Source organism: Paenibacillus sp. J22R232 (assembly GCF_056269165.1).
Window position 1 is genome coordinate 13,019 of sequence record NZ_JBWDNK010000018.1, and the last position, 19,098, is coordinate 32,116.

The 19,098-nt window shown below is 49.0% G+C and carries 11 protein-coding genes; 7 read left to right on the top strand and 4 right to left on the bottom strand.

The window, feature by feature from the left end; genetic code table 11:
• Positions 1-113: 113 nt before the first annotated feature.
• Positions 114-4,703, bottom strand: a complete 4,590-nt coding sequence (locus AC0YN3_RS29015; RefSeq protein WP_475778391.1) for an endo-1,4-beta-xylanase — start codon at positions 4,701-4,703, stop codon at positions 114-116.
• Positions 4,704-5,225: 522 nt separating this feature from the next.
• Positions 5,226-6,035, bottom strand: coding sequence for a DNA-primase RepB domain-containing protein (locus AC0YN3_RS29020; protein WP_475778392.1), 810 nt, complete (start codon positions 6,033-6,035; stop codon positions 5,226-5,228).
• 298 nt (positions 6,036-6,333) lie between these two features.
• On the opposite strand from AC0YN3_RS29020, the gene AC0YN3_RS29025 reads away from it, so the two are divergent.
• The 7 genes from AC0YN3_RS29025 to AC0YN3_RS29055 all read left to right on the top strand — a co-directional run bounded on the left by AC0YN3_RS29025 (position 6,334) and on the right by AC0YN3_RS29055 (position 17,138).
• On the top strand, positions 6,334-7,068 hold the full coding sequence (locus tag AC0YN3_RS29025; RefSeq protein ID WP_475778393.1) for a suppressor of fused domain protein: 735 nt from the start codon (positions 6,334-6,336) through the stop codon (positions 7,066-7,068).
• A gap of 171 nt (positions 7,069-7,239) precedes the next feature.
• Positions 7,240-8,133: an ABC transporter permease gene (locus AC0YN3_RS29030; RefSeq protein ID WP_475775028.1), complete on the top strand. Its 894-nt coding sequence runs from the start codon at positions 7,240-7,242 to the stop codon at positions 8,131-8,133.
• 3 nt (positions 8,134-8,136) lie between these two features.
• Positions 8,137-9,033, top strand: coding sequence for a carbohydrate ABC transporter permease (locus AC0YN3_RS29035; protein ID WP_475778394.1), 897 nt, complete (start codon positions 8,137-8,139; stop codon positions 9,031-9,033).
• A 75-nt stretch (positions 9,034-9,108) separates the two neighbouring features.
• Positions 9,109-10,809 carry a type 2 periplasmic-binding domain-containing protein gene (locus AC0YN3_RS29040; protein ID WP_475778395.1) on the top strand — a complete coding sequence of 567 codons (1,701 nt, stop codon included), beginning with the start codon at positions 9,109-9,111 and terminating at the stop codon, positions 10,807-10,809.
• Between the two features lie 90 nt (positions 10,810-10,899).
• Positions 10,900-12,687, top strand: coding sequence for a sensor histidine kinase (locus AC0YN3_RS29045; RefSeq protein WP_475778396.1), 1,788 nt, complete (start codon positions 10,900-10,902; stop codon positions 12,685-12,687).
• Positions 12,687-14,285, top strand: a complete 1,599-nt coding sequence (locus AC0YN3_RS29050) for a response regulator transcription factor (RefSeq protein ID WP_475778397.1) — start codon at positions 12,687-12,689, stop codon at positions 14,283-14,285. The genes AC0YN3_RS29045 and AC0YN3_RS29050 overlap by 1 nt, the downstream gene beginning before the upstream one ends.
• A gap of 33 nt (positions 14,286-14,318) precedes the next feature.
• On the top strand, positions 14,319-17,138 hold the full coding sequence (locus AC0YN3_RS29055) for a sugar-binding domain-containing protein (RefSeq protein ID WP_475778398.1): 2,820 nt from the start codon (positions 14,319-14,321) through the stop codon (positions 17,136-17,138).
• A gap of 154 nt (positions 17,139-17,292) precedes the next feature.
• On the opposite strand, the gene AC0YN3_RS29060 is transcribed toward AC0YN3_RS29055, so the two are convergent.
• The gene (locus tag AC0YN3_RS29060; RefSeq protein ID WP_475778399.1) at positions 17,293-17,973 is read right to left on the bottom strand and encodes an ABC transporter ATP-binding protein; all 681 of its coding nucleotides are present in this window, start codon (positions 17,971-17,973) and stop codon (positions 17,293-17,295) included.
• Positions 17,970-19,094: an ABC transporter permease gene (locus AC0YN3_RS29065; protein WP_475778400.1), complete on the bottom strand. Its 1,125-nt coding sequence runs from the start codon at positions 19,092-19,094 to the stop codon at positions 17,970-17,972. The genes AC0YN3_RS29060 and AC0YN3_RS29065 overlap by 4 nt, the downstream gene beginning before the upstream one ends.
• Between the last annotated feature and the right edge of the window lie 4 nt (positions 19,095-19,098).

A 19,098-nucleotide genomic window follows, 5' to 3' on the forward strand; every position in this document is an offset into this window, starting at 1 on the left:
CATTTGATGCTAGCACGGGACAATATGCTTCACATAACTCTTTAACATGTATGTTTAGATCATCGGATAAGGCATAGGCGCTCCGTCTATGCGTTCGTCTTTATCGGCCTTGACTACAAATTCCAAATCCGATACAAAATAACGGCTGCTTCTGCGCGAGTAAGCGAATCATTCGGCGCAATGTTGCCGTTTTTACCGTTCACAACACCAGCTTTCACTAGGCCGGCTGCGCTGTCCTGCGCATATTCGGAAATACTCGCCGCGTCAGGAAAAGCCTCTAAGGCGCCGCTCGCTTCAAGCTGCTTGCCGGCTGCCGCCAGCGCGCGCGTCGTCAGCACCATCATATCTTGACGGGAGATATCGCGGTTTGGTTTGAACGTAAGATCGTCAAAGCCGGTTGCGATTCCAAGTTCCTTCGCGATGGCCAGCTCATCGTAATAATAAGCGGTTTCCTGAACATCGCTGAACATCGTATGTTCTTTACTTGTACCTTGCAATTCAAGCGCTCTTACAAGGAGAGCAATGAAGTCTGCCCGTTTAATGGAAGCCCCAGGAGAGAAGCTGTCCACGGAGATTCCTTTGATAACATCGCGGGCTGCCATTGCGTCAATCGCTTGCTTTGCCCACGGCACGTTATTCAGGTCTCCGAAGGTTTTGACGACGGAAGCCACAGCATAGCTGCTGAAATGGGTCGTTTGGAATACGACTGCTTGGGTGGCGGCATCATATCGTCCATTCGGGATCGATGTCACATCGCCATTGCCCGTGAGGTACCACACGACGATCGACTCCGGATTGCTAAGCTCTTCAGCGGTCGGCGTGTATGGAACAGAGATCGTAACAGGTGCGTTCGGGTTGTTCCATGCCGTGATCTTTCCATCGACAATCATATGAAGATCCAGTACCGGACGGTTCCCAATCCGCTCGCGAGAAGCTGCATCCAGACTAGCGGTAGAGGCCTTCGTTACACGGATGGATACTTGCTCCGCATTCTCGACTTCACTCGATAGCATGTTGCTTGGGATTCCAAGGGCTGCATGCTCCGTCTTTATTGAAAGTACAAAGCTTTGTTGGCCTTTCAAGCTTTGAGCCGGCAATTGGACTTCATACGAATCGGCGTTGGTTTGCTTCGGAACATCGATTACGATTGTTTTTTTGCCGTTAGCTGTTGGCGCAGCTAGTTCAAAAGCTCTTCTCAGATTTTCGTTGGAAACCGAGGCCGTTACGAGGCCGCCCTCATTTTTCAATCCAGGGTGGATCGTAACAAGGCCGTCTTTAACCTCTACGTTTCCTGAGGAGGAATTAGATCCGCTGCTAGTTGCTTCGCCTGGATGAACCGTTAGACCAGCAAGGGTCAGCACACCGTATACGGACGTGTCCATATAACCGTTGCCGGTCGTATCGTTCCATGCAGCAACGCTTTGACGGGCACCGTCTTTTGCATCATTAATCTGCACATCAAAGCCAAGCTTCTTATCGCTGCTTGGGGTTACCTTCTTGAACGGAATCTTCACTTCTACCGTGTAGCTTGTGCCGGAAACTTTAGTTGCGGATTCAAAGCCCTCCGCGATGCTTGACGGATTAAATGATGTTTCGTTATCGAAGTTAACTCGGTACTGTCCATCGTCATCCTGATAGAACGATGTTTTTGCATTGTTCTCGTCCAAAAAGATTTCGATGGAGTCCTGTTCATATGCGGCTGCATTGCTCTTGTCCAGCTGCGCATCGCTAACCTGGATTAATACATACAGATTTTGATTATCCCAGAGCGTTTTTGCGACTCCTGTCGCGCCTTGCCATGCCATCTGATAGCGATTAACCGGTATCTCGGCCGCTCCGCTCCAAACGGCATCGACTGTACCGTCGATGGTTGGCGTAGCAAAACGGGCGGTTGATTGTTTGGCATCTGCAGTAACGGGCGCATGCTCTTCCATAAATGCAACGGGATCAATGACACCGTAGTAAGACGGTTTGGCCTGCAGGTTCTTATCGAACAGCAGCGGGTTGTTCGCGGCCCTCCAGCTCGAGCTGTCGTTTAATCCCCAGAAGGTTACGCGCTTGATATTAGCGGCATGAGCCTTATAGATATCAAGCAGCTGCGCATATAAGTAGCCTTGAGCATTCGCAAGCTGCTCGGGGAGCTCGTAGCTGCTTCCCGCTTGAATGTCCAGCTCGGTTATGCTTACTTCTACGCCCAAGGAAATAAACTTCTCCAAGGACAGCTTAACGTTGTCCGGGTTCGTGTTTACATTGTAGTGCGCCTGCATGCCAACGCCCTCAATGAGGAGCTTGCCAGGATGAGTAAGCGCATACTTGTCATTGATTTCTTTGACCATGCTGTAAATAGCCTGGGCTTTATTCTGGTTATCCTCGTTATAATCATTGTAATAAAGCTTGATATCCCATTCGGGATGGTCGTCGAGCACTTCTCTTGCCGCTAAGAACGCCTGCTCTACGTAGTCTGATCCGATGGCGCTTTTCCAAGAAGATTGACGAAGCGACGCTTTCCAATCCGATGGATTAGAAGGGTTGTCGTTCATTGCTTCGTTGACGACGTCCCATGAGATCATTTTGCTGCCGTAATGCTCCATGACCGTTTCGATGTGAGTCTTCATATTAACGAGCGCTTCGTCCCGTCCCAAAGGAGAATCGTTTGACGTAGTCATCCACGCCGGCGTCTGCTGATGCCATACGAGGACATGCCCATGCATTTGCATGCCTTCAGCCAGAGCCTTATCCACGAGTGCATCCGCGGCGGCAAAGGTAAAGCTGCCCTTTGTAGGCTGCATCTGGTCCGGCTTCATTGCGTTTTCTGCCGTGGCAGCATTGTGATGGAGCTTGAGGAGCTCGAGCCTAACGCCTTCCAGATCACTCGATGATATCGCGTTTCCGATTAGGAACTCGTTCTGATAGGCATTTTTAATCGGGGTTAGATCCTTTTGAATGGCGATCGGACCCGAACCGGTGCTTTCAAAGCTGATATCGTCGATATAGTATGAGGCTGTCTTATTATTGGAGCTTTCCACATAGATAGTCAGAAATTCGTTGCCTACGTTAGTATAACGGTAGGTGCCTTCGAACTGAACCCAGCCGTCGCTGGCGCTGATCGTTTTGGAGGAAAGATTAACATAGCTTGGACTGCTTTCGCCTACCTGCGTAGACAGCTGGAGCTGCGAGCTAGCGGGCGATATCAGCTTGACCCAGAACGAAATCGTATATTCGGCGCCTTTGTCCACATATTTCTCCACGTGCAAGGTTGGCCCATGCCAGCTATCGGATCGGTTCTCTACTTTCAAAGCATAGGAACCGCCTTCGGTATGATTGGCTTCATTGGTGACCGTTAGCGTTTCGGTACCGGCTCTGCCTACAAAGCCGCTCGCCGTTTGATCCTCGAAGGTGATGGTGTCGAAGTCTGCTGCCGGCGGTCTAGGGGTCTCCTCTTCGCCGCCACCCATTGCTACCTTCTCGGTGATCCGTATGTCCCCAATATAAAACGGAACAGTCGCCCCATCAGCGTTTGATTGAACGCGCAGGCTCGTATCTTTGCCAGTATCAACCGTAAATTCTTTCGTTAAAGTAAAAGCCTCTCCGGCCGTGAAATTCGCTCCTGCCAACCAGCTGTAGCTGCTCACCGTTTGAAGAAAGGCTTGTGCCCCGGCAGGCACGACTGCGTCAGCATTTACGTAGCCCGTAACGGTTACCGTGTAGGTTTTTCCGTTGCCGAGTCCGATATCGCTGAATTTGAAATCTGCCGCGTCGTAATCGTTATTTCTGTTGCTTACCGATAAAGCAGCCCCGTCATCATTGCCAGCGAATAATTTATCGGTGGTCTGCGACAGGCTGGCGCCGCCTGATTGCGTCGCAGCTCCTTTGCCGTTCGCAAAGGTTTCATGGTAAACCGTAATCGTATCCGCTTGTTCAGTCGGGGCAGGTCCGCCAACATTTGCAGCAAATTCGCTCAATGTCGTGTTTTTCATCATGTAGTGACGACCCATAGCGTAGCTGCCTTGATTCGGGTAGCCAACTTTAAAGGCATATTTAATGCCGTTCTCTTGTGCCGCTGTCTCTGCGTTCGCTTTAAAAGCACCGTAGGGATAAGCCAATAGAACGGGGTCTTTTCCCGTGATGCTCTTCAGGTAGGCGTTCGCTGCGGCAATCTCGCCTGAAGCTTGTTCTTTGGTAATCATGCTCGTCCAAATCTCTCCGGCTGCGCTATCGTTAGCTCCGTTATGCGTCTGGGAATGGTTCTGGAGACTTACGCTAGGCTCTGCCGCAAGGGCCTGCAATTGCGCCGTCGTCATGCTGTAATCGCCGTTAATCCAATCGCTTACAACGAATTGCACGGACTGCATGCCATATTGCTTCAATACAGGGAGTGCATGGGTGATGAAATCTGGCGTTGCATCATCGAAGGTAAGCAGGATCGGCTTCTCAGGGGCATCCACGGTTCCATCGAGAATTTGGGCATATTGCTCTGCAGACAACGTGTTATAGTCGTTGTCGCTCAAATATTTCATCTGTTTTGTGAAATGGTCTACACTTGTATGAGTCCAATCATCCGTTGCGTTAGCGACAATCCGGTGATACAAAATAACGGGTATTTCCTGCTCTGCAGCTTCCGCAGAAGGCAAGGGCCAGCCTGAAGGCAGAAGCAAAGCTGCTGCAAGCAAGATCGAGATGACCTTTTTGAAATGTGTACGCACGGGTTATATTCCCCCTAAAATAATTTGGCGAAGCAAGTTAAGCGCTTACATTAATGAATTGGTTCTCCTTTCCAGAGCTTTATTATATCGCGTATCCAAAAATCGTTTGACCAGAAGAACTATAGAATCTACTGTGTTTTTTTAATATATAAGCATTTATATGTTTTCACATATAAATGTGCTTATCTATCTCCGCGAAAGGACGGCTTTTGCCACAGTGGGCGGCAACAGCCGTTTACGCTTGTATGGAATGGAAATAACGGCTAAGTTTCACTCGCGTATGCCAAGAATCTGTCCCAAAACGGGAACCAGGAGCCGGCTAAGCCTGTGAAATGAAAAAATAGAGCCTTCAACGCCACTTTAAAAGTGAGCCGAAGGCCCGTTTTAACCAGGGGTTACGTAATGATCGGACACGGAATGCTGCAAAACCGACCTTTGAGACAGCCTATTGCACTATTCAACTTGTCGCGTAGCCGTTTTTCAAAATGGTCACTCAGATAATGGACGTTGAAGCATGCTGCGTTAATGAGGCTTCTGCCTAGATCTCGCGGTGAAAACAGGCTTTAATGCTAGCGAGCGAACGAGTTCTTTTTGCGTAAACGATTTTTTCCTGCCCCATTGCTTAATGCGAACCATGAAGGGGCTTTCCGGGTTTTTCATATGGTAGAAGCCAGGCACGCGCATGACTCTGGATAGATTGGTAATCACGGGGTCAGAACTGAATTTTTGGGCTAAAGCCTTTTGGATCGGAACGAATTTGTTAATCGATCCGCCTTGAAGGACCCAGTAGATATGATATCCGTTTTTTGTTTCGATAATCAGCGTATCTTTAATGCGTCGCCTATGTTTTTTTATATATTCTTTTTTTAAATAGGCGACCCTCTCTTTCGTTCGCTCAGCCAAAAGTCGATATTGTCCTTGTTTGCTTTTTTTTACTGTAATGGATGCAAACTGCTCCTCAGGATCTGCTTGCAGCGATTCGATTCGCTGCTGGGCTTGCTCGTTCGTGCGAAATTTCTCTGAAATTTTATTTAAGTCGACGTCGATGAACTGTGCTCTGATTTTTTTGAACTCGCCTTTCCAGGTTTCGCGATCATTAATCTCCATAAAAACCGCGTAGCCTTTTTTGTTTTGGCCGAGGATATGAATGGGTTCGTTTCTCTTGGAAAAGAGGGTCATTCGGGGCGTGCGCTTTTCTAGCAGCTTTAAAGGTTTATGCAGCGTCATCGCGGGGGGAGGGGAAGAACGGCTGTTTACCTTGTTATTATGCTTAGGATCATAGACCAAAATAAAATGCAGCAGCTCGTTTGGCTTACAGCCAAGTTTTTTCATAAAATGGCGCGCGTGGCTTGAAAAATGCCTCAATGATCTTGGTGGTTGAGATGAACGTGAGCTTTGTGCCAACGGATCACAGTCCCTTCTACGTTTGCGTTGCATATCCGATGCTTATCTAAACAATCATATTCTGCCGGGATGTCGCGAGTGTAAAGGAGAGTACCCATTTTTCGACAAAGGCCCGCAATGTGGAAAAATATCCTATCTGCAGAAACGGTATCCGCAGTATAATAACCAAATAGTATAGGAAATTATCGTACATACGCAGTCACGATCAACAAAGGAGATATTTGAAATGGCGGATGAGCTTACGAAAGCGGGAGATCGCATCTATCGCTACGAAGACAAAGAGAAGGAATGGACCGCGCCAGCTTATGGCGACGAAGGCTGGAGCGAGAAAATCGAAGAGCATATGCAGAGGTATTACGGAGAGGTAGAAACGGTTCTGCATGAAGTCATGTCGGATTTGATTCACATTGATGTGCATCATATTAAGCCGACCCCGCGTCAACCCTATCATGTATTGTTTACGACGGGGATGAGCTATTTGCCCATGAATACGCCGGAGGGCAGGGAAGATTACCGATATGCGGAGCTAATGGTGTTACTTCCGCCTAATTGGCCGCTATCGGATGAGGCATTCAAAGATTTCGATCACTATTGGCCAATCTATTGGTTAAAAATGCTGGCCAGATTGCCTCATGAACACCATACATGGCTCGGAGAAGGGCATACCATACCTAATGGAGATCCAGCTGAACCTTTGTCTACAAACACCAAGATGACGGGCATCATTCTCCTTTCTCCCAATCATACGGATCAGGCCTTTCATGAACTGAAGATGGACGACGAACGCAGTGTACGCTTCTACTGCCTTGCTCCACTATTCGATGAAGAGATGAAATTTAAACTTAATCAGGGAACCGAAGCGCTTGCCAGAAAGTTTCCAAACAATCAAATTGATGATGTAATTGATTTAAATCGAAAAAACGCATGTAAGCAGTCCTTTTTTTCTAAATGGATAAGGTAACAACAATCATTTATGCATAAAAACGAAACAGTAACAGGTGGCCTCATGGCCGCCTGTTTTTTTTGTTCCCGCACAAAGAGCAAATCATTACGATGAAAATCCAATCATCGTTATATGGTTTGCCTAATTGAATCCCCTTACAATGTATAACAGAAGGAGGGATGCGACATCATGTTAGCACAACTATACAAATATCGTTGGCAGTATGTCATGATTTTACCGGCGGTTTTGCTTTTGTTTCTATTTAACTATGTTCCGATGGCGGGCATTCAAATCGCATTCCGCGATTTTCAGATCGGGTCCTCTATATGGGACAGCGCGTGGGTTGGGTTCCAAAACTTTACGTTTCTGCAAGAGCCTCAGTTTTGGATCGTCGTAAAAAATACGTTGTTCATTTCGGTATTGAAATTCGTATTCGGATTTCCGGCTCCAATCGTATTGGCCATTATGATTAATGAATTGGTGAGCGCAGGCTTTAAAAGATTCGTTCAATCGGTCAGCTACTTGCCTCATTTCTTCTCATGGATCGTCGTCGCGTATATTCTACAATCCTTTCTTACGCTAGACGGCGGTTTGGCGAACGATTTGATTACGAAAATGGGCGGAGAGCCTATCTTTTTCCTAGGCTCGGAGAGCTGGTTCCGGCCAATGATCGTCTCCAGCGGTTTATGGAAAGAGGTGGGCTGGAATACGATTCTATATCTCGCGGCCATTACGGCGATCGATCCCCAGCAGTATGAAGCGGCAAAGGTGGAAGGCGCGGGCAAATGGGCACAGATTCGGCATGTCACGCTGCCAGGCATGATCCCAACGGTCTCGATCGTGCTTATCCTTAGCATTCCAAGCTTGATCACCGTAGGCATGGATCAGATTTATCCGCTATTGAATCCGGCAAACATGCAGGTGGCGGACGTTCTTGATACGTATGTTCTTCGAACCGGCCTGCAGCAGGGGTACTTCGGTATGGCTACGGCTATCGGACTGCTGTCATCCGTGATCAGTCTTATTCTAGTCGTGTTCACGAATCAGGTTTCTAGAAAATTGAACGGCGAGGGGTTGTGGTAACCGATGAAACGTACAACGGGAGAAATCGTCTCGCAAAGCATCCTTGTCGTTCTCATGATTCTGCTATGTGTGTCCGTGCTGTATCCGTTTGCCTATATGCTGGCGATCTCGCTAAATGAGGGAACCGACGCAGCGAAGGGCGGCGTATATTTATGGCCAAGGGCGTTTACGCTAATCAATTATGAAATCGTACTCGGCAACGAAGTGATTCAGCACGCTTATCTCATTACGATCCTGCGTACGATCGCGGGTACGATAGCCGGCCTTATGGTCACGCTGATGGTAGCATTCGGCTTGTCGTATACGAAGGTTCCATTCCGCAAATCGATTCTAAGCTATATTTTGCTGACGATGCTATTCAGCGGCGGGCTTGTACCTCTTTATATTCAGCTTTATAATTTGGGGCTCATTAACAACTTCTTGGTTTATATCATACCCGGCATGTTCTCGGCTTGGAATATGTTTGTCATGCTGAAGTTCATTCAAGGCATTCCGGAGGCGCTTGTCGAATCGGCGGAGCTGGACGGTGCAGGGCCGTTCCGCGTACTGCTCCAAATTATCGTACCGCTGTCGAAGCCGATGCTCGCGGCGATCGGATTGTTCACCGCGGTCGGCCATTGGAATGATTGGTTCGCCGGAGCATTTTACGTCACTAAGCAGGATCTCATCCCGGTACAAACGTTTCTCCAGCAGTTATTGTCGGCGCAGGATATGTCAGCCATTCTAGGTTCGAACTCGAATCAGGAAGCGCTGGCTAGAGGGTCGCAAATGCAGAACGTGACACTCATGTCGGTCAAAATGGCAACCGTCATGGTGAGCGCGATTCCGATTCTATGTGTGTATCCGTTCCTTCAGAAATATTTCGTGAAGGGCGTATTGATCGGCTCCGTCAAAGGATAAGAGCCGTTACTTTGAGGGTATTCGGGCTTCATCACATACCGTTATTTAGGCAAGCGAAAAGGGGAGAAAAGAAGCATGCAGAGCAAATGGGTTAAGAAGACCGGTTTAATGGCTATGTCGGCGGTCGTATTGCTGTCTGTGGTCGCAGGATGTTCAGGTTCGAACGCATCCAAAAATGATCCGAAAAGCACGAATGTGGCACAAGGCGGTACGGAAACGGCAACAGGCTCGAACAAATTCAATCTATGGCTGGGCTGGTCAGCAACGGTTAATAATGATAGCCTCGTCCAAAAAAATTGGAAGGAATCGGAGCCAGGCATTGAAGTTGTGCTTGAAGCTACGCAAGGTGATGCCGTTACGGCGCTTAACTTGAAGCTGAATACGGGCGGCTTCGAAGATGCAGCGGTGTTCAACCGCAGTGAAATCGTGAAAGCAGCGATGATTCGCTCCAATAAAATTCTGTCAGTCGAGCAATATTTCGATATGCCTGATCAATATCCCAACCTTGCAGCGATTCCTAAGGAATACTTGGACCAAATGAAGGATGCGGATGGGCATATTTGGTCCATTCCAACCTGGTTCGACCAAAACCCTGAGAATCCATGGCCGGGCTGGGCATCGCAAACATGGCTTGTCCGTACGGACGTGCTTGAGAAAGCGGGAATGACCACGGCGGATTTGGCTACGATTGAAGGCGTTGAAGCGTACTTGAAAAAAGCCGCTGCGCAAAAAGACGCGTCAGGCAAGCCGCTAATTCCGCTTAGCTTCTTAATGGATCCTAACGATACGGCAACTTGGAATGATGAAAACGCTGTTTTAAGTACGTTTGGCGTAACGACGGGCGGCGGCATTATCCCGGCAGAGAAGAAGGGTGACGACCTTGTCCTCTTGTATGACGACCCACAGTATAAAGTGGCTTACCAATGGATGAATAAAATGTATCGTTCCAATCTGGTGGACCCAGAGGTCGTAACCGATAAAAAGGAACGCTACAAAGAGAAAAACAAAGCAGGACGCGTAGCCATGAACGTAGGCTCCTTCTTTAACGTGGATAATTCGATCTGGGAGACGCTGGAAGGCCCGACTGAGCCAGGCTGGTTCTATCAAGTCGTTCCATTCCCTAAGGTAGAGGGCGTCGAGAAGCTTGGCGCGAACACGGTCATCAATCCGTATCCAGGATATGACGTCTACATTAGCAAAGATTCCAAAAATCTAGAGGCGGTTTTGAAGTTTCTTGATTACTCGCTTAAGCCTGGAGCGGAACAGCAGCAAGTCATTAACGAAGGACCGGAAGGAAAGTACTGGGGCTGGATCGATCAGCCGCTAGGACGATGGAATTATATTGATGCAGAATATGATAAAGCGCGTAATTCTGGCGAGCCTGCACAGAAAGCGAAAGTAACGCCAGAGCTGTACATGATTTCTTCCTACAATAACGACTGGTATCCGTGGTGGAATTTCGGCACAGGCGATAAAGTCGGAAACGAGAAAACGTCGGAATTCACGGCTGCGGTAGGACAGATGGGCGCCGTGCGCAGCACGCAAACCTACGACTTGGTTAAAGCGAAGGCAGGCGGTCTGCTAGAGAAATATTTGCCTGAGCTCGAAAACATTCGCAAAGAGTATAGAGCGAAATTCATCATGTCCAAAAGCGACGAGCAGTTCGAAGCAACCTGGATGGCTTTCCGTGATGCCCTTGAGAAACGTGGGCACTGGACTGAGGTTAAGCAAGAATGGCAGGAGCAATATGAAGTACTGCTGGAAGAGCAAGGTTAGCAGTACACCATAACGGAGCAACCCCTTCTGGGAGGTTGCTCCCTTTTCCATTGTTACGAATACGATTACAATACGGAAAGGAGGGATACGATGCAAATACGCCGCAGCCTTGAACGAATCGTTATCAAGTACACCCAGAAAATGAACCTGCGCCGAAAAATATTAATTCTGTATGGAGCCATTATTTTTGTTCCAACGATTTTTTTAGGCATTGTTGCGGGTTATCTTGCGCTTGAAAGCTTCAGGGACAATTACTTGGTCACCATTAATGAAGCGATGCGCCAAACCGTTCAAAATATAGAATTCCGCAAGCAGAGCTACGATGTGCTTGCTACCCGTACGGCAACGGATGGGGAGTTGATCTCGAGGCTAAGCCGCACCTACTCGGATATGTTCGAGCAGTTGAACACGGTTGAGTACGTAGACCGTTCATTTGTATATACGAGTAAATACTTGCCGGGTATCGATGATTTTCGGATATATCACACGAATCCGATGCTTGTGCAGGACGGACGGCTGCTGTGGAAGCCAGAGGGGCGGATCTTGCAGCCTGACTTGAATGAGACGGATTGGTTTACCCAAACGAGCGAGGCTTCCAGCTCTTTAATATGGAGCAACGTGAATAAGGATAAGCTTGTTATCTCTCATAAAGTGATGAGCTCGACCGGCAATTTGCTGGGCATTATTTATATGCTGCTAGATTATAAATCGGTTTTTGGCAATCTGTTCGATCAGCCGTTTAGCGGTTCAGGCGAATTATCGATTATTGACGATTCCGGCACGATTATCGTTTCCTCCGATCCGGAAAAAATCGGATTAAAGGTGCAATCCACGACGCTGAACCATCACTGGGAAGAAGCGGGCTTGTCTGATGGCGTCATTGTGGATGGCAATTTGCTTATGGTCAGGCCGATTGATTCGAATTGGCATGTTGCCGCATTGATTCAGATGGATCAGCTGGAGAGTCAGTCCAAGACGATTTTATACGGCATTATTGCTGTTATCTTTCTATTTCTGCTTTGTTCCATTTTTTTGATTATGACGGTTTTGAAAAATGTCGTCTGGCGCATTCATAAGCTGGGAACGCGTATGTACGATGTCAGTCAAGGCCAATTCGATGTCAGCATCCGCAACACGGCTAAAGACGAGCTTGGCGATCTGGAGATTTTGTTTAATTCAATGTCCGGCCGTCTAGGCATGCTTGTTGAGGACATCACGCAGGCGAAGCTCAAGGAACGCGAGCAATCGTTCAAAGCGCTGCAGGCACAGATCAATCCGCATTTTATTTACAACTCGTTAAGTCTGCTCAGATGGCGAGCGCTGGATATGCAAGACGATACGCAGCTGCGAACAATAGATGCACTGACCGCCTTTTACCGATTGGCGCTGGACAATAAAATTAATGTTATACAAATAAAGGGCGAACTTGAGCATGTAAGAGCATATTTAGACATTCAAGAGATGCGTTATCCGGGCAGGGTGACCATTGAATGGCATATTGATCAGGAGCTGCTGGGGCTCTATACGATCAAGCTGCTATTGCAGCCTATTGTGGAAAATTGTTATTTGCATGGCAACATTACAGGCAGAAAGAACGGCGTCATCCGCATTTCGGCGCAGCTGGAGCAAGATAATATTCGATTCGAGGTGTTCGATAACGGGATAGGCATCACCAGCGAGATGCTGGAACAAATTCGATTAGGCAAACAGGTGGGGAACGGCAACGGCTACGGCACGGCTAATATACGCGAGCGGCTCCAGCTTTATTTTGAGAATACGCATGAATTTACGATAGACAGCAAAGAGAACGAGTGGACGGCGGTGACGATCCGAATACCTGCAAGCGTTCATAAGCCGCAGATTAGGAAGGTGATGTAATGTTGTTAACAGCGTTGATCGTGGATGATGAGCCAACCCATATTCAAGGGCTTGTGCGTTATATCAAGTGGGAAGAGCTAGGCTATGATATGCCTTTCACTGCAGAATCCGGTCAAGAAGCGCTCGACATATTGCGTAATGCTTCTATTGATGTGCTGATATCCGATGTATCCATGCCGGTTATGACGGGAATCGAGCTAGTTGCAAAGGCTAAAGCGATTCAGCCGCAGCTTCAAGTGCTTATGATCAGCGGCTACAACGAATTCGAATTCGTTCAGGAAGCGATGAACGTTGGGGCGCAAGCCTACGTATTGAAGCCGATTAAAGTGGAGGAGGTTGAGAGCAAGCTAACCGGATTTCGGAAGGCGCTAACAAAGCTGAAGCAAATCGAGAATCAAGCACAGGAGCTGCAGCAGAAAGTATCCGGCAGCCTCGATATCGTTAGAGAACGGTTCGTATCCGATGTAATTGGGGTAGCAGACACTCATGTCGAAATGCTGCATTCATGGGGCAAACTGCTGGATCTTCCCGCAAGCAATCAAGAAATCGGATTAATCGTTTTAGGCTATGATCACTTTCACTCCTCGGTGCAGGATGCAAGGGAGCGGGTTGTGATCAGCAACGGATTTTTGAAAACGGTCCATATTGGCTTAAGCGATTATGACCATGTTTATGTCGCAAAGACCGGCACCGACGAAATTGTCGCCCTGCATATTAACCTAAGCCCGCTTGAACGAGCGTCGATCGAGAAACAGCTTGCTTTCATACAGAACGTGATGCATGAGCAGTACGGTTCAACGGTTACCATTGGCAATAGCAGGATATGCACGGCTTGGGAAGATGTGCCGTCGTTGTATAAGGAAGTGAAATTCATGATGGCGAGATTCCGCTTAATGGAGGGCGGGCAAATCTTGCATTACGATCGATTGGACGAATCGGAATTTCAACAGTTTCGTCTTCGTGAAGAGATCATACCCGAGATTATACAGCTGACGGAGGACGCTGCCGATGCCCATAAGGTTGTGGACTACGTGAATAACGTGTTTGACATGCTGCTGCCTCAATCTTCTACGCTATTTACGTATGTACAGGCGTTTGGCATGGCATTGCTCAGCGAACTGGCCCGTAAGCAGACATGGAACAAAGAGCTTGGCGGCGAAATGAATTTGGAGATGTGGCAGAAGCTTATCGATTGCAGAAGCGAGGCTCAAATCCGCGAGGTCGTGCTTGATTACGTTCAACGCCATATGGTCAATGAAAAGAAGAGTGAGGCGAGCCAAAGGCATAATCTAATTGGCAAGGTTACCGAGTATTTGGAGGCGCATTTCCAAGAGCATATTACGGTAAAGCAAATCGCCGAAATTCATCATTTGAATGCAAGTTATTTGAGCGTGCTGTTCAAAAAAGAAATGGGCAAAACGATATCTGATTTTCTTCAGGAAACGCGAATGAACAAAGCCAAAGAGCTGCTTAACAATCCGAGCATCAAGGTGTACGAGGTGTCGGAACAGGTCGGATTTCAGACCTCTGCTTATTTTGCCTATTTGTTCAAGAAGTCGACGGGCTATACGCCGCAAGAATATAGAGATTACCGTTAAAGCATCTGCTAAGAGCTGGAGGCTGTGAAAAATATGATGATAGAGTCAATTGCGGGAACGTGGAGATTTGGCTTGGACGAGACCAAGCAAGGCATCGAACAAAAATGGTATAACGAGCGGCTGCAGGATCACATCCAGCTGCCGGGGACTACCTCGGAGCATCAAAAAGGCGAATACAACACGGCGAGAGAAGTCGCCCATCTGACAGAGGCTTATCCGCTAAACGGTTATGCGTGGTACCAACGCGAGATTGAAATCAAGGCGGAATGGGCGAACAAGCATATCCAGCTATACGTGGAGCGGACAAGAGTGACGCAGGTGTGGATGGGCGATGAGCTGCAAGGCAAGCAGAACAGCGTAAGCGCGCCCCATATCTATGAATTCGGGATCATGCCCCCTGGCACGCATACGTTAACCATATTGGTCGATAACAGCGGCCTACCGTTAAAAGGCGGTCATATGACATCACCCGATACGCAGACGAACTGGAACGGACTGCTCGGCAGAATCGAGATTCAGGCATCGGATTTGATCCGAATAGAAAACGTCCAGGCATTCCCCGATGCTGCGAGTAAGTCCGTTCAGCTCAGGTTTCAAGTGATCAACGATACGAGGGGCAATGCGGACGCTAATCTATCAATCGCATTAGCAGGCCTAATAGGGGCTATCCAAGGCAACGGGAACGCTGCAGCTGCAGTAAAGACGGCTATGATTCACTCCGTGCCGGGCACCCAGTCCGTTGAACTGGACTATGAGCTTGGCGAAGAGATCATGCTGTGGGATGAGTTCAACCCCGTATTATATCGCTTGCTTGTCAGTCTGGAGGCGAGCGCCAACGGGCAGTCGTATCGGAATGAGCAATTCGTAAGCTTTGGGATGCGCAAGTTCGGCACGGAAGGCACACAGTTTACGAATAACGGCCGTAAAGTCTTTTTGCGGGGAAAACATGACGCGTTGGCCTTTCCTTTAACCGGATATGCCCCGATGACGGTGGAAGAATGGGTTAAGGTGCTGTCTACCGCCAAGTCCTACGGGATTAACCATTATCGCTTCCACACCTGCTGCCCGCCGGAAGCGGGATTTATGGCCGCGGATTTGCTCGGTATTTATTTCGAGCCTGAGCTGCCGTATTGGGGCGCATTTCAAGATCCGGCGGATGAGGACTATGATGAGGCGAGATCGGACTACTTGCGGGAGGAAGGCTTACGCATATTAAAGGCTTATGGCAATCACCCGTCATTTGCTCTGTTTACGCTAGGCAACGAATTGCATGGAAGCCGCAACGCCATGTCGAGCCTGTTGAAGGAATATCGGGAACAGGATAACAGGCGCTTATACGCGGAAGGGGCGAATAACTATTTCTGGGCGCCGGCTTTCTCGGAAGACTCCGATTTCTGGGTGACCATGCGAACAGGGCATGGCGAATCGATGGTTCGTGCTTCGTTCTCCCATGCGGACCTGCCGCTTGGACATGTGCAAGACAGCTACCCTTCAACCTTAACGGACTATCGGGATAACCTTCCGGACATTCAAGCGCCTACGATAAGCCATGAAATTGGCCAATATCAGTCCTTTCCGAACTTTGGCGAAATAGAGAAATACACAGGCGTCTTGAAGGCAAGGAACTTTGAAGTGTTTCGCGAGAGGCTTGAGGCTGCGGGAATGCTCGACCAAGCCGATCAATTTTTCCGGGCATCCGGGCAGCTCGCGGTCATATGCTACCGCGAAGAGATTGAAGCCGCTTTGCGTACGCCTGGCTTCGGCGGGTTCCAACTGCTTGATCTGCAGGACTTTCCGGGTCAAGGAACGGCATTGGTTGGCGTATTGGACGCGTTCATGGAATCCAAGGGCTTCATAGAACCGGAGAAGTGGCGCGAGTTTTGCTCGGAAATCGTTCTGCTGGCAAGAATTCCAAAGTTTACGTATACCCAGGAGGAGAAGTTGGTCGCTGAGCTGGAGATCGCGAATTACGGATATGACTCTCTTGAAGACGTACAGCTGGAGTGGTCGCTCAAGCAAGGGGACCGGCTAATCGAGGCTGGATTAACGGCGGCACAGCATGTTCGGCAAGGGGCATTGGAAAACGTGGGTACGCTGCAGATCGACCTTTCCGCAGCAGAGGCTCCCGCCAAGCTTGAGCTTACGCTGAAATGGAAGGGAAGCGACGTTACGAATCATTATCCGATCTGGGTATATCCGTCGGCGCAGGCTGAAGCCAAGCCGCAGGCTGAATTTCACTTGCGCAGAGCGTTCGATCAAGAGGCAAGCGATATTCTCGAAGAAGGCGGACGTGTGTTGCTCATTCCCCATCAAGAGCAGCTATCCTCCCATATCGATGGAGCGTTTGCTTCGGACTTCTGGTGTTATCCTATGTTTAGATCCATCTGTGAGGGAAAAGACGCGGCTCCCGCACCGGGAACGCTCGGAATCCTATGCGATGAGAAGCATCCCGCGTTCAAGGCATTTCCAACCGAGTTTCATAGCAACTGGCAGTGGTGGCCGATTCTAATCCACTCCCATTCGCTTATTCTGGATAAGTGGCCGGAAGCGTTCCGCCCCCTCGTCCAGGTCATTGACAACTTTGAGCGCAATCATAAGCTCGGCTTGATCGTTGAAGCCAAGGTGGGCAAGGGAAGCTTGCTCATATGCGCAAGTGACCTAATCGGCCAGCAAGATAAGCCGGAGGTACGCCAGCTTCTGCATAGCCTGCAGCAATATGCGGCCTCTCCCGAGTTCGAACCGTCCTTTGAACTCAGCTATGACCAGATACGCAGCGTGCTGGACCCGAGCGTGGAGGGCGAACGCGAGACGCATCGCGGCCAAGCGGTTATGAATCCTTCGTATCCGAACTAGCTAACGGCATCAAATCGAAATCCTCCACAGCACGCTTAAGCGATGTGGAGGTTTGTTTTATTTATATAAGCGCATTTATATGTTTTTACCTATAAATGCGCTTATATATCTACGCGAAACGTAAGCTTAGCCGCCAGCGGACGGCAACAGCCGTTTACGCTTGTCGGTTCAGCTTCCCATTCTCTAGATAAAGCACGCGATCACATAACTGTAAAACTCGGTCGTCATGCGTGACCATCACCCCGCTCGCTCCCTGATCCTTGACTTGCTTCGCGATTATGCGCACTACATCGAGCCCCCGTGATGCATCTAAGCTTGCTGTCGGTTCATCTGCAAACAGGACAGCCGGGTCATTCATCAAAGCTCTTGCAATAGCGACCCGTTGCCGCTCCCCGCCGGAAAGCTTGTCGGGATAGGCCTTTCGTCGATGAGACAGCCCCATTCTATCGAGCAGATCGCCCACTCGCTTGGCTGCCTGTGCCTTATCCATCTCGGCAAGCTTGGCTACCAGCGTCAATTGTTCTTCTACCTTCAAGTACGGAATCAAGTTGGCGTTTTGAAATATAAAGCCTATCTTCCGAAGCCGCATCTCCGAACGCTCTTGTTTGCTTTTACCGGCGATAGATTCCCCATCAAGCAGAACATGTCCGCTCGTTGGCTCGAGAAGCGCTCCTGCAATGGATAGGAATGTGCTCTTGCCCGATCCGGAAGGCCCCATTACAGCGACCAGCTCGCCTTCGGCAACCTCAAGGCTAAGCTGACTCAGAATCGTCCTCTCGATACCGCCATCTTCAAAAGTCTGCGTGATTGCTTGCAATTCTAGTCGGTTTCTCATGCGGCTGTCCTCCCGATCGCATCCAGGGCATCGATTCTGGCGACCTTCCACACCGAGAACAGCGAGCCAGCCAGCGACATGATGACAAAGGACAGGCAAGTAATGGCGAGCGTGGCGAAGCCTAATTGAAAGGGCATCGAGCTTGGCAATACGGCCTCGAACAGCTGCACCAACAGGACGCTGATGGCTAGGCTGCCGATTGATAAGACGAGTACTTGCAGAGCCACGCTTCTGACCAAATAAACGGATTGTGTACCAATCGCTTTCAGAATACCGAATTGGCTCGTTTTCTGAATCGTAATGACATAAAAGAATACGGCCAGTACAAAAGCAGAAATAACAAACAAAAATACAATCATCATCATGAGCGAGCCTTGCTCTTCTTTGTAGCCGGGAATCGCGGACACAGCTTCAGACTTTTTAATTACTTCCGTGCGGGGCAGCGCAGCCCGTAGCTTCTGAACGTTTTCGTTGTCTGTTTTAATAGCAATCGCATTGTAAATGGGTTGATCTGCGTCTCCGGTTTCCTGATGAGTAACGGTTTGTGCTTGGAGGCTAAGCCAATCCTGTTTATGGAGGAAAACGGCCGGCGTATGGCTGAATGACTCGTTTCTCACGAATCCATTCACTGTCCATTCCGTGCCCGAAGCTTGATCGACAAGGACTGTACCAAGCGTGATGCCAGCCTCAGCTAGCTTGTCATCAACGAGAACATGACCTGCTAGCTGATCCGAAAGCGGCGAGCCTTCCGTTATTGCGGGCGCCAGCCAACCCTCCGGATTCACCGCGAGCAGAGTGACGTCTATTTTGGCTGAATCGCCAGAAGGGCTGACCGTTGTCATTCTCACGCCAAGCGGCTCAACGTTCTCTTTCCCGACGATCAGGCTGGCTTTCTGCAGCTGGCTCTGATTGAGCTGAGAACGGGTGAGTCGGTGCTCAGCATGCTGTTCCAAGACAAAATGAGTGGCAGCCATATTTTTAATAGAAGCCGCATTATCATAGGCAAGCCCTTGTGCAAGACCGGTCACAAACAAAACAAGAAATGCTACCAGCACCATAATGGTTGCGATTAACGCATAACGAGCCTTAGCGAATCTGATTTCCCGAATAGCCAAATACATGAAG

Excerpts from the sequence above, each read along its gene's own strand:
- AC0YN3_RS29020 (WP_475778392.1), bottom strand. The coding sequence starts at position 6,035 with ATGAAAAAACTTGGCTGTAAGCCAAACGAGCTGCTGCATTTTATTTTG.
- AC0YN3_RS29040 (WP_475778395.1), top strand. The coding sequence starts at position 9,109 with ATGCAGAGCAAATGGGTTAAGAAGACCGGTTTAATGGCTATGTCGGCG.
- AC0YN3_RS29060 (WP_475778399.1), bottom strand. The coding sequence starts at position 17,973 with ATGAGAAACCGACTAGAATTGCAAGCAATCACGCAGACTTTTGAAGAT.
- AC0YN3_RS29030 (WP_475775028.1), top strand. The coding sequence starts at position 7,240 with ATGTTAGCACAACTATACAAATATCGTTGGCAGTATGTCATGATTTTA.
- AC0YN3_RS29025 (WP_475778393.1), top strand. The coding sequence starts at position 6,334 with ATGGCGGATGAGCTTACGAAAGCGGGAGATCGCATCTATCGCTACGAA.
- AC0YN3_RS29050 (WP_475778397.1), top strand. The coding sequence starts at position 12,687 with ATGTTGTTAACAGCGTTGATCGTGGATGATGAGCCAACCCATATTCAA.
- AC0YN3_RS29035 (WP_475778394.1), top strand. The coding sequence starts at position 8,137 with ATGAAACGTACAACGGGAGAAATCGTCTCGCAAAGCATCCTTGTCGTT.
- AC0YN3_RS29045 (WP_475778396.1), top strand. The coding sequence starts at position 10,900 with ATGCAAATACGCCGCAGCCTTGAACGAATCGTTATCAAGTACACCCAG.
- AC0YN3_RS29055 (WP_475778398.1), top strand. The coding sequence starts at position 14,319 with ATGATGATAGAGTCAATTGCGGGAACGTGGAGATTTGGCTTGGACGAG.
- AC0YN3_RS29065 (WP_475778400.1), bottom strand. The coding sequence starts at position 19,094 with ATGTATTTGGCTATTCGGGAAATCAGATTCGCTAAGGCTCGTTATGCG.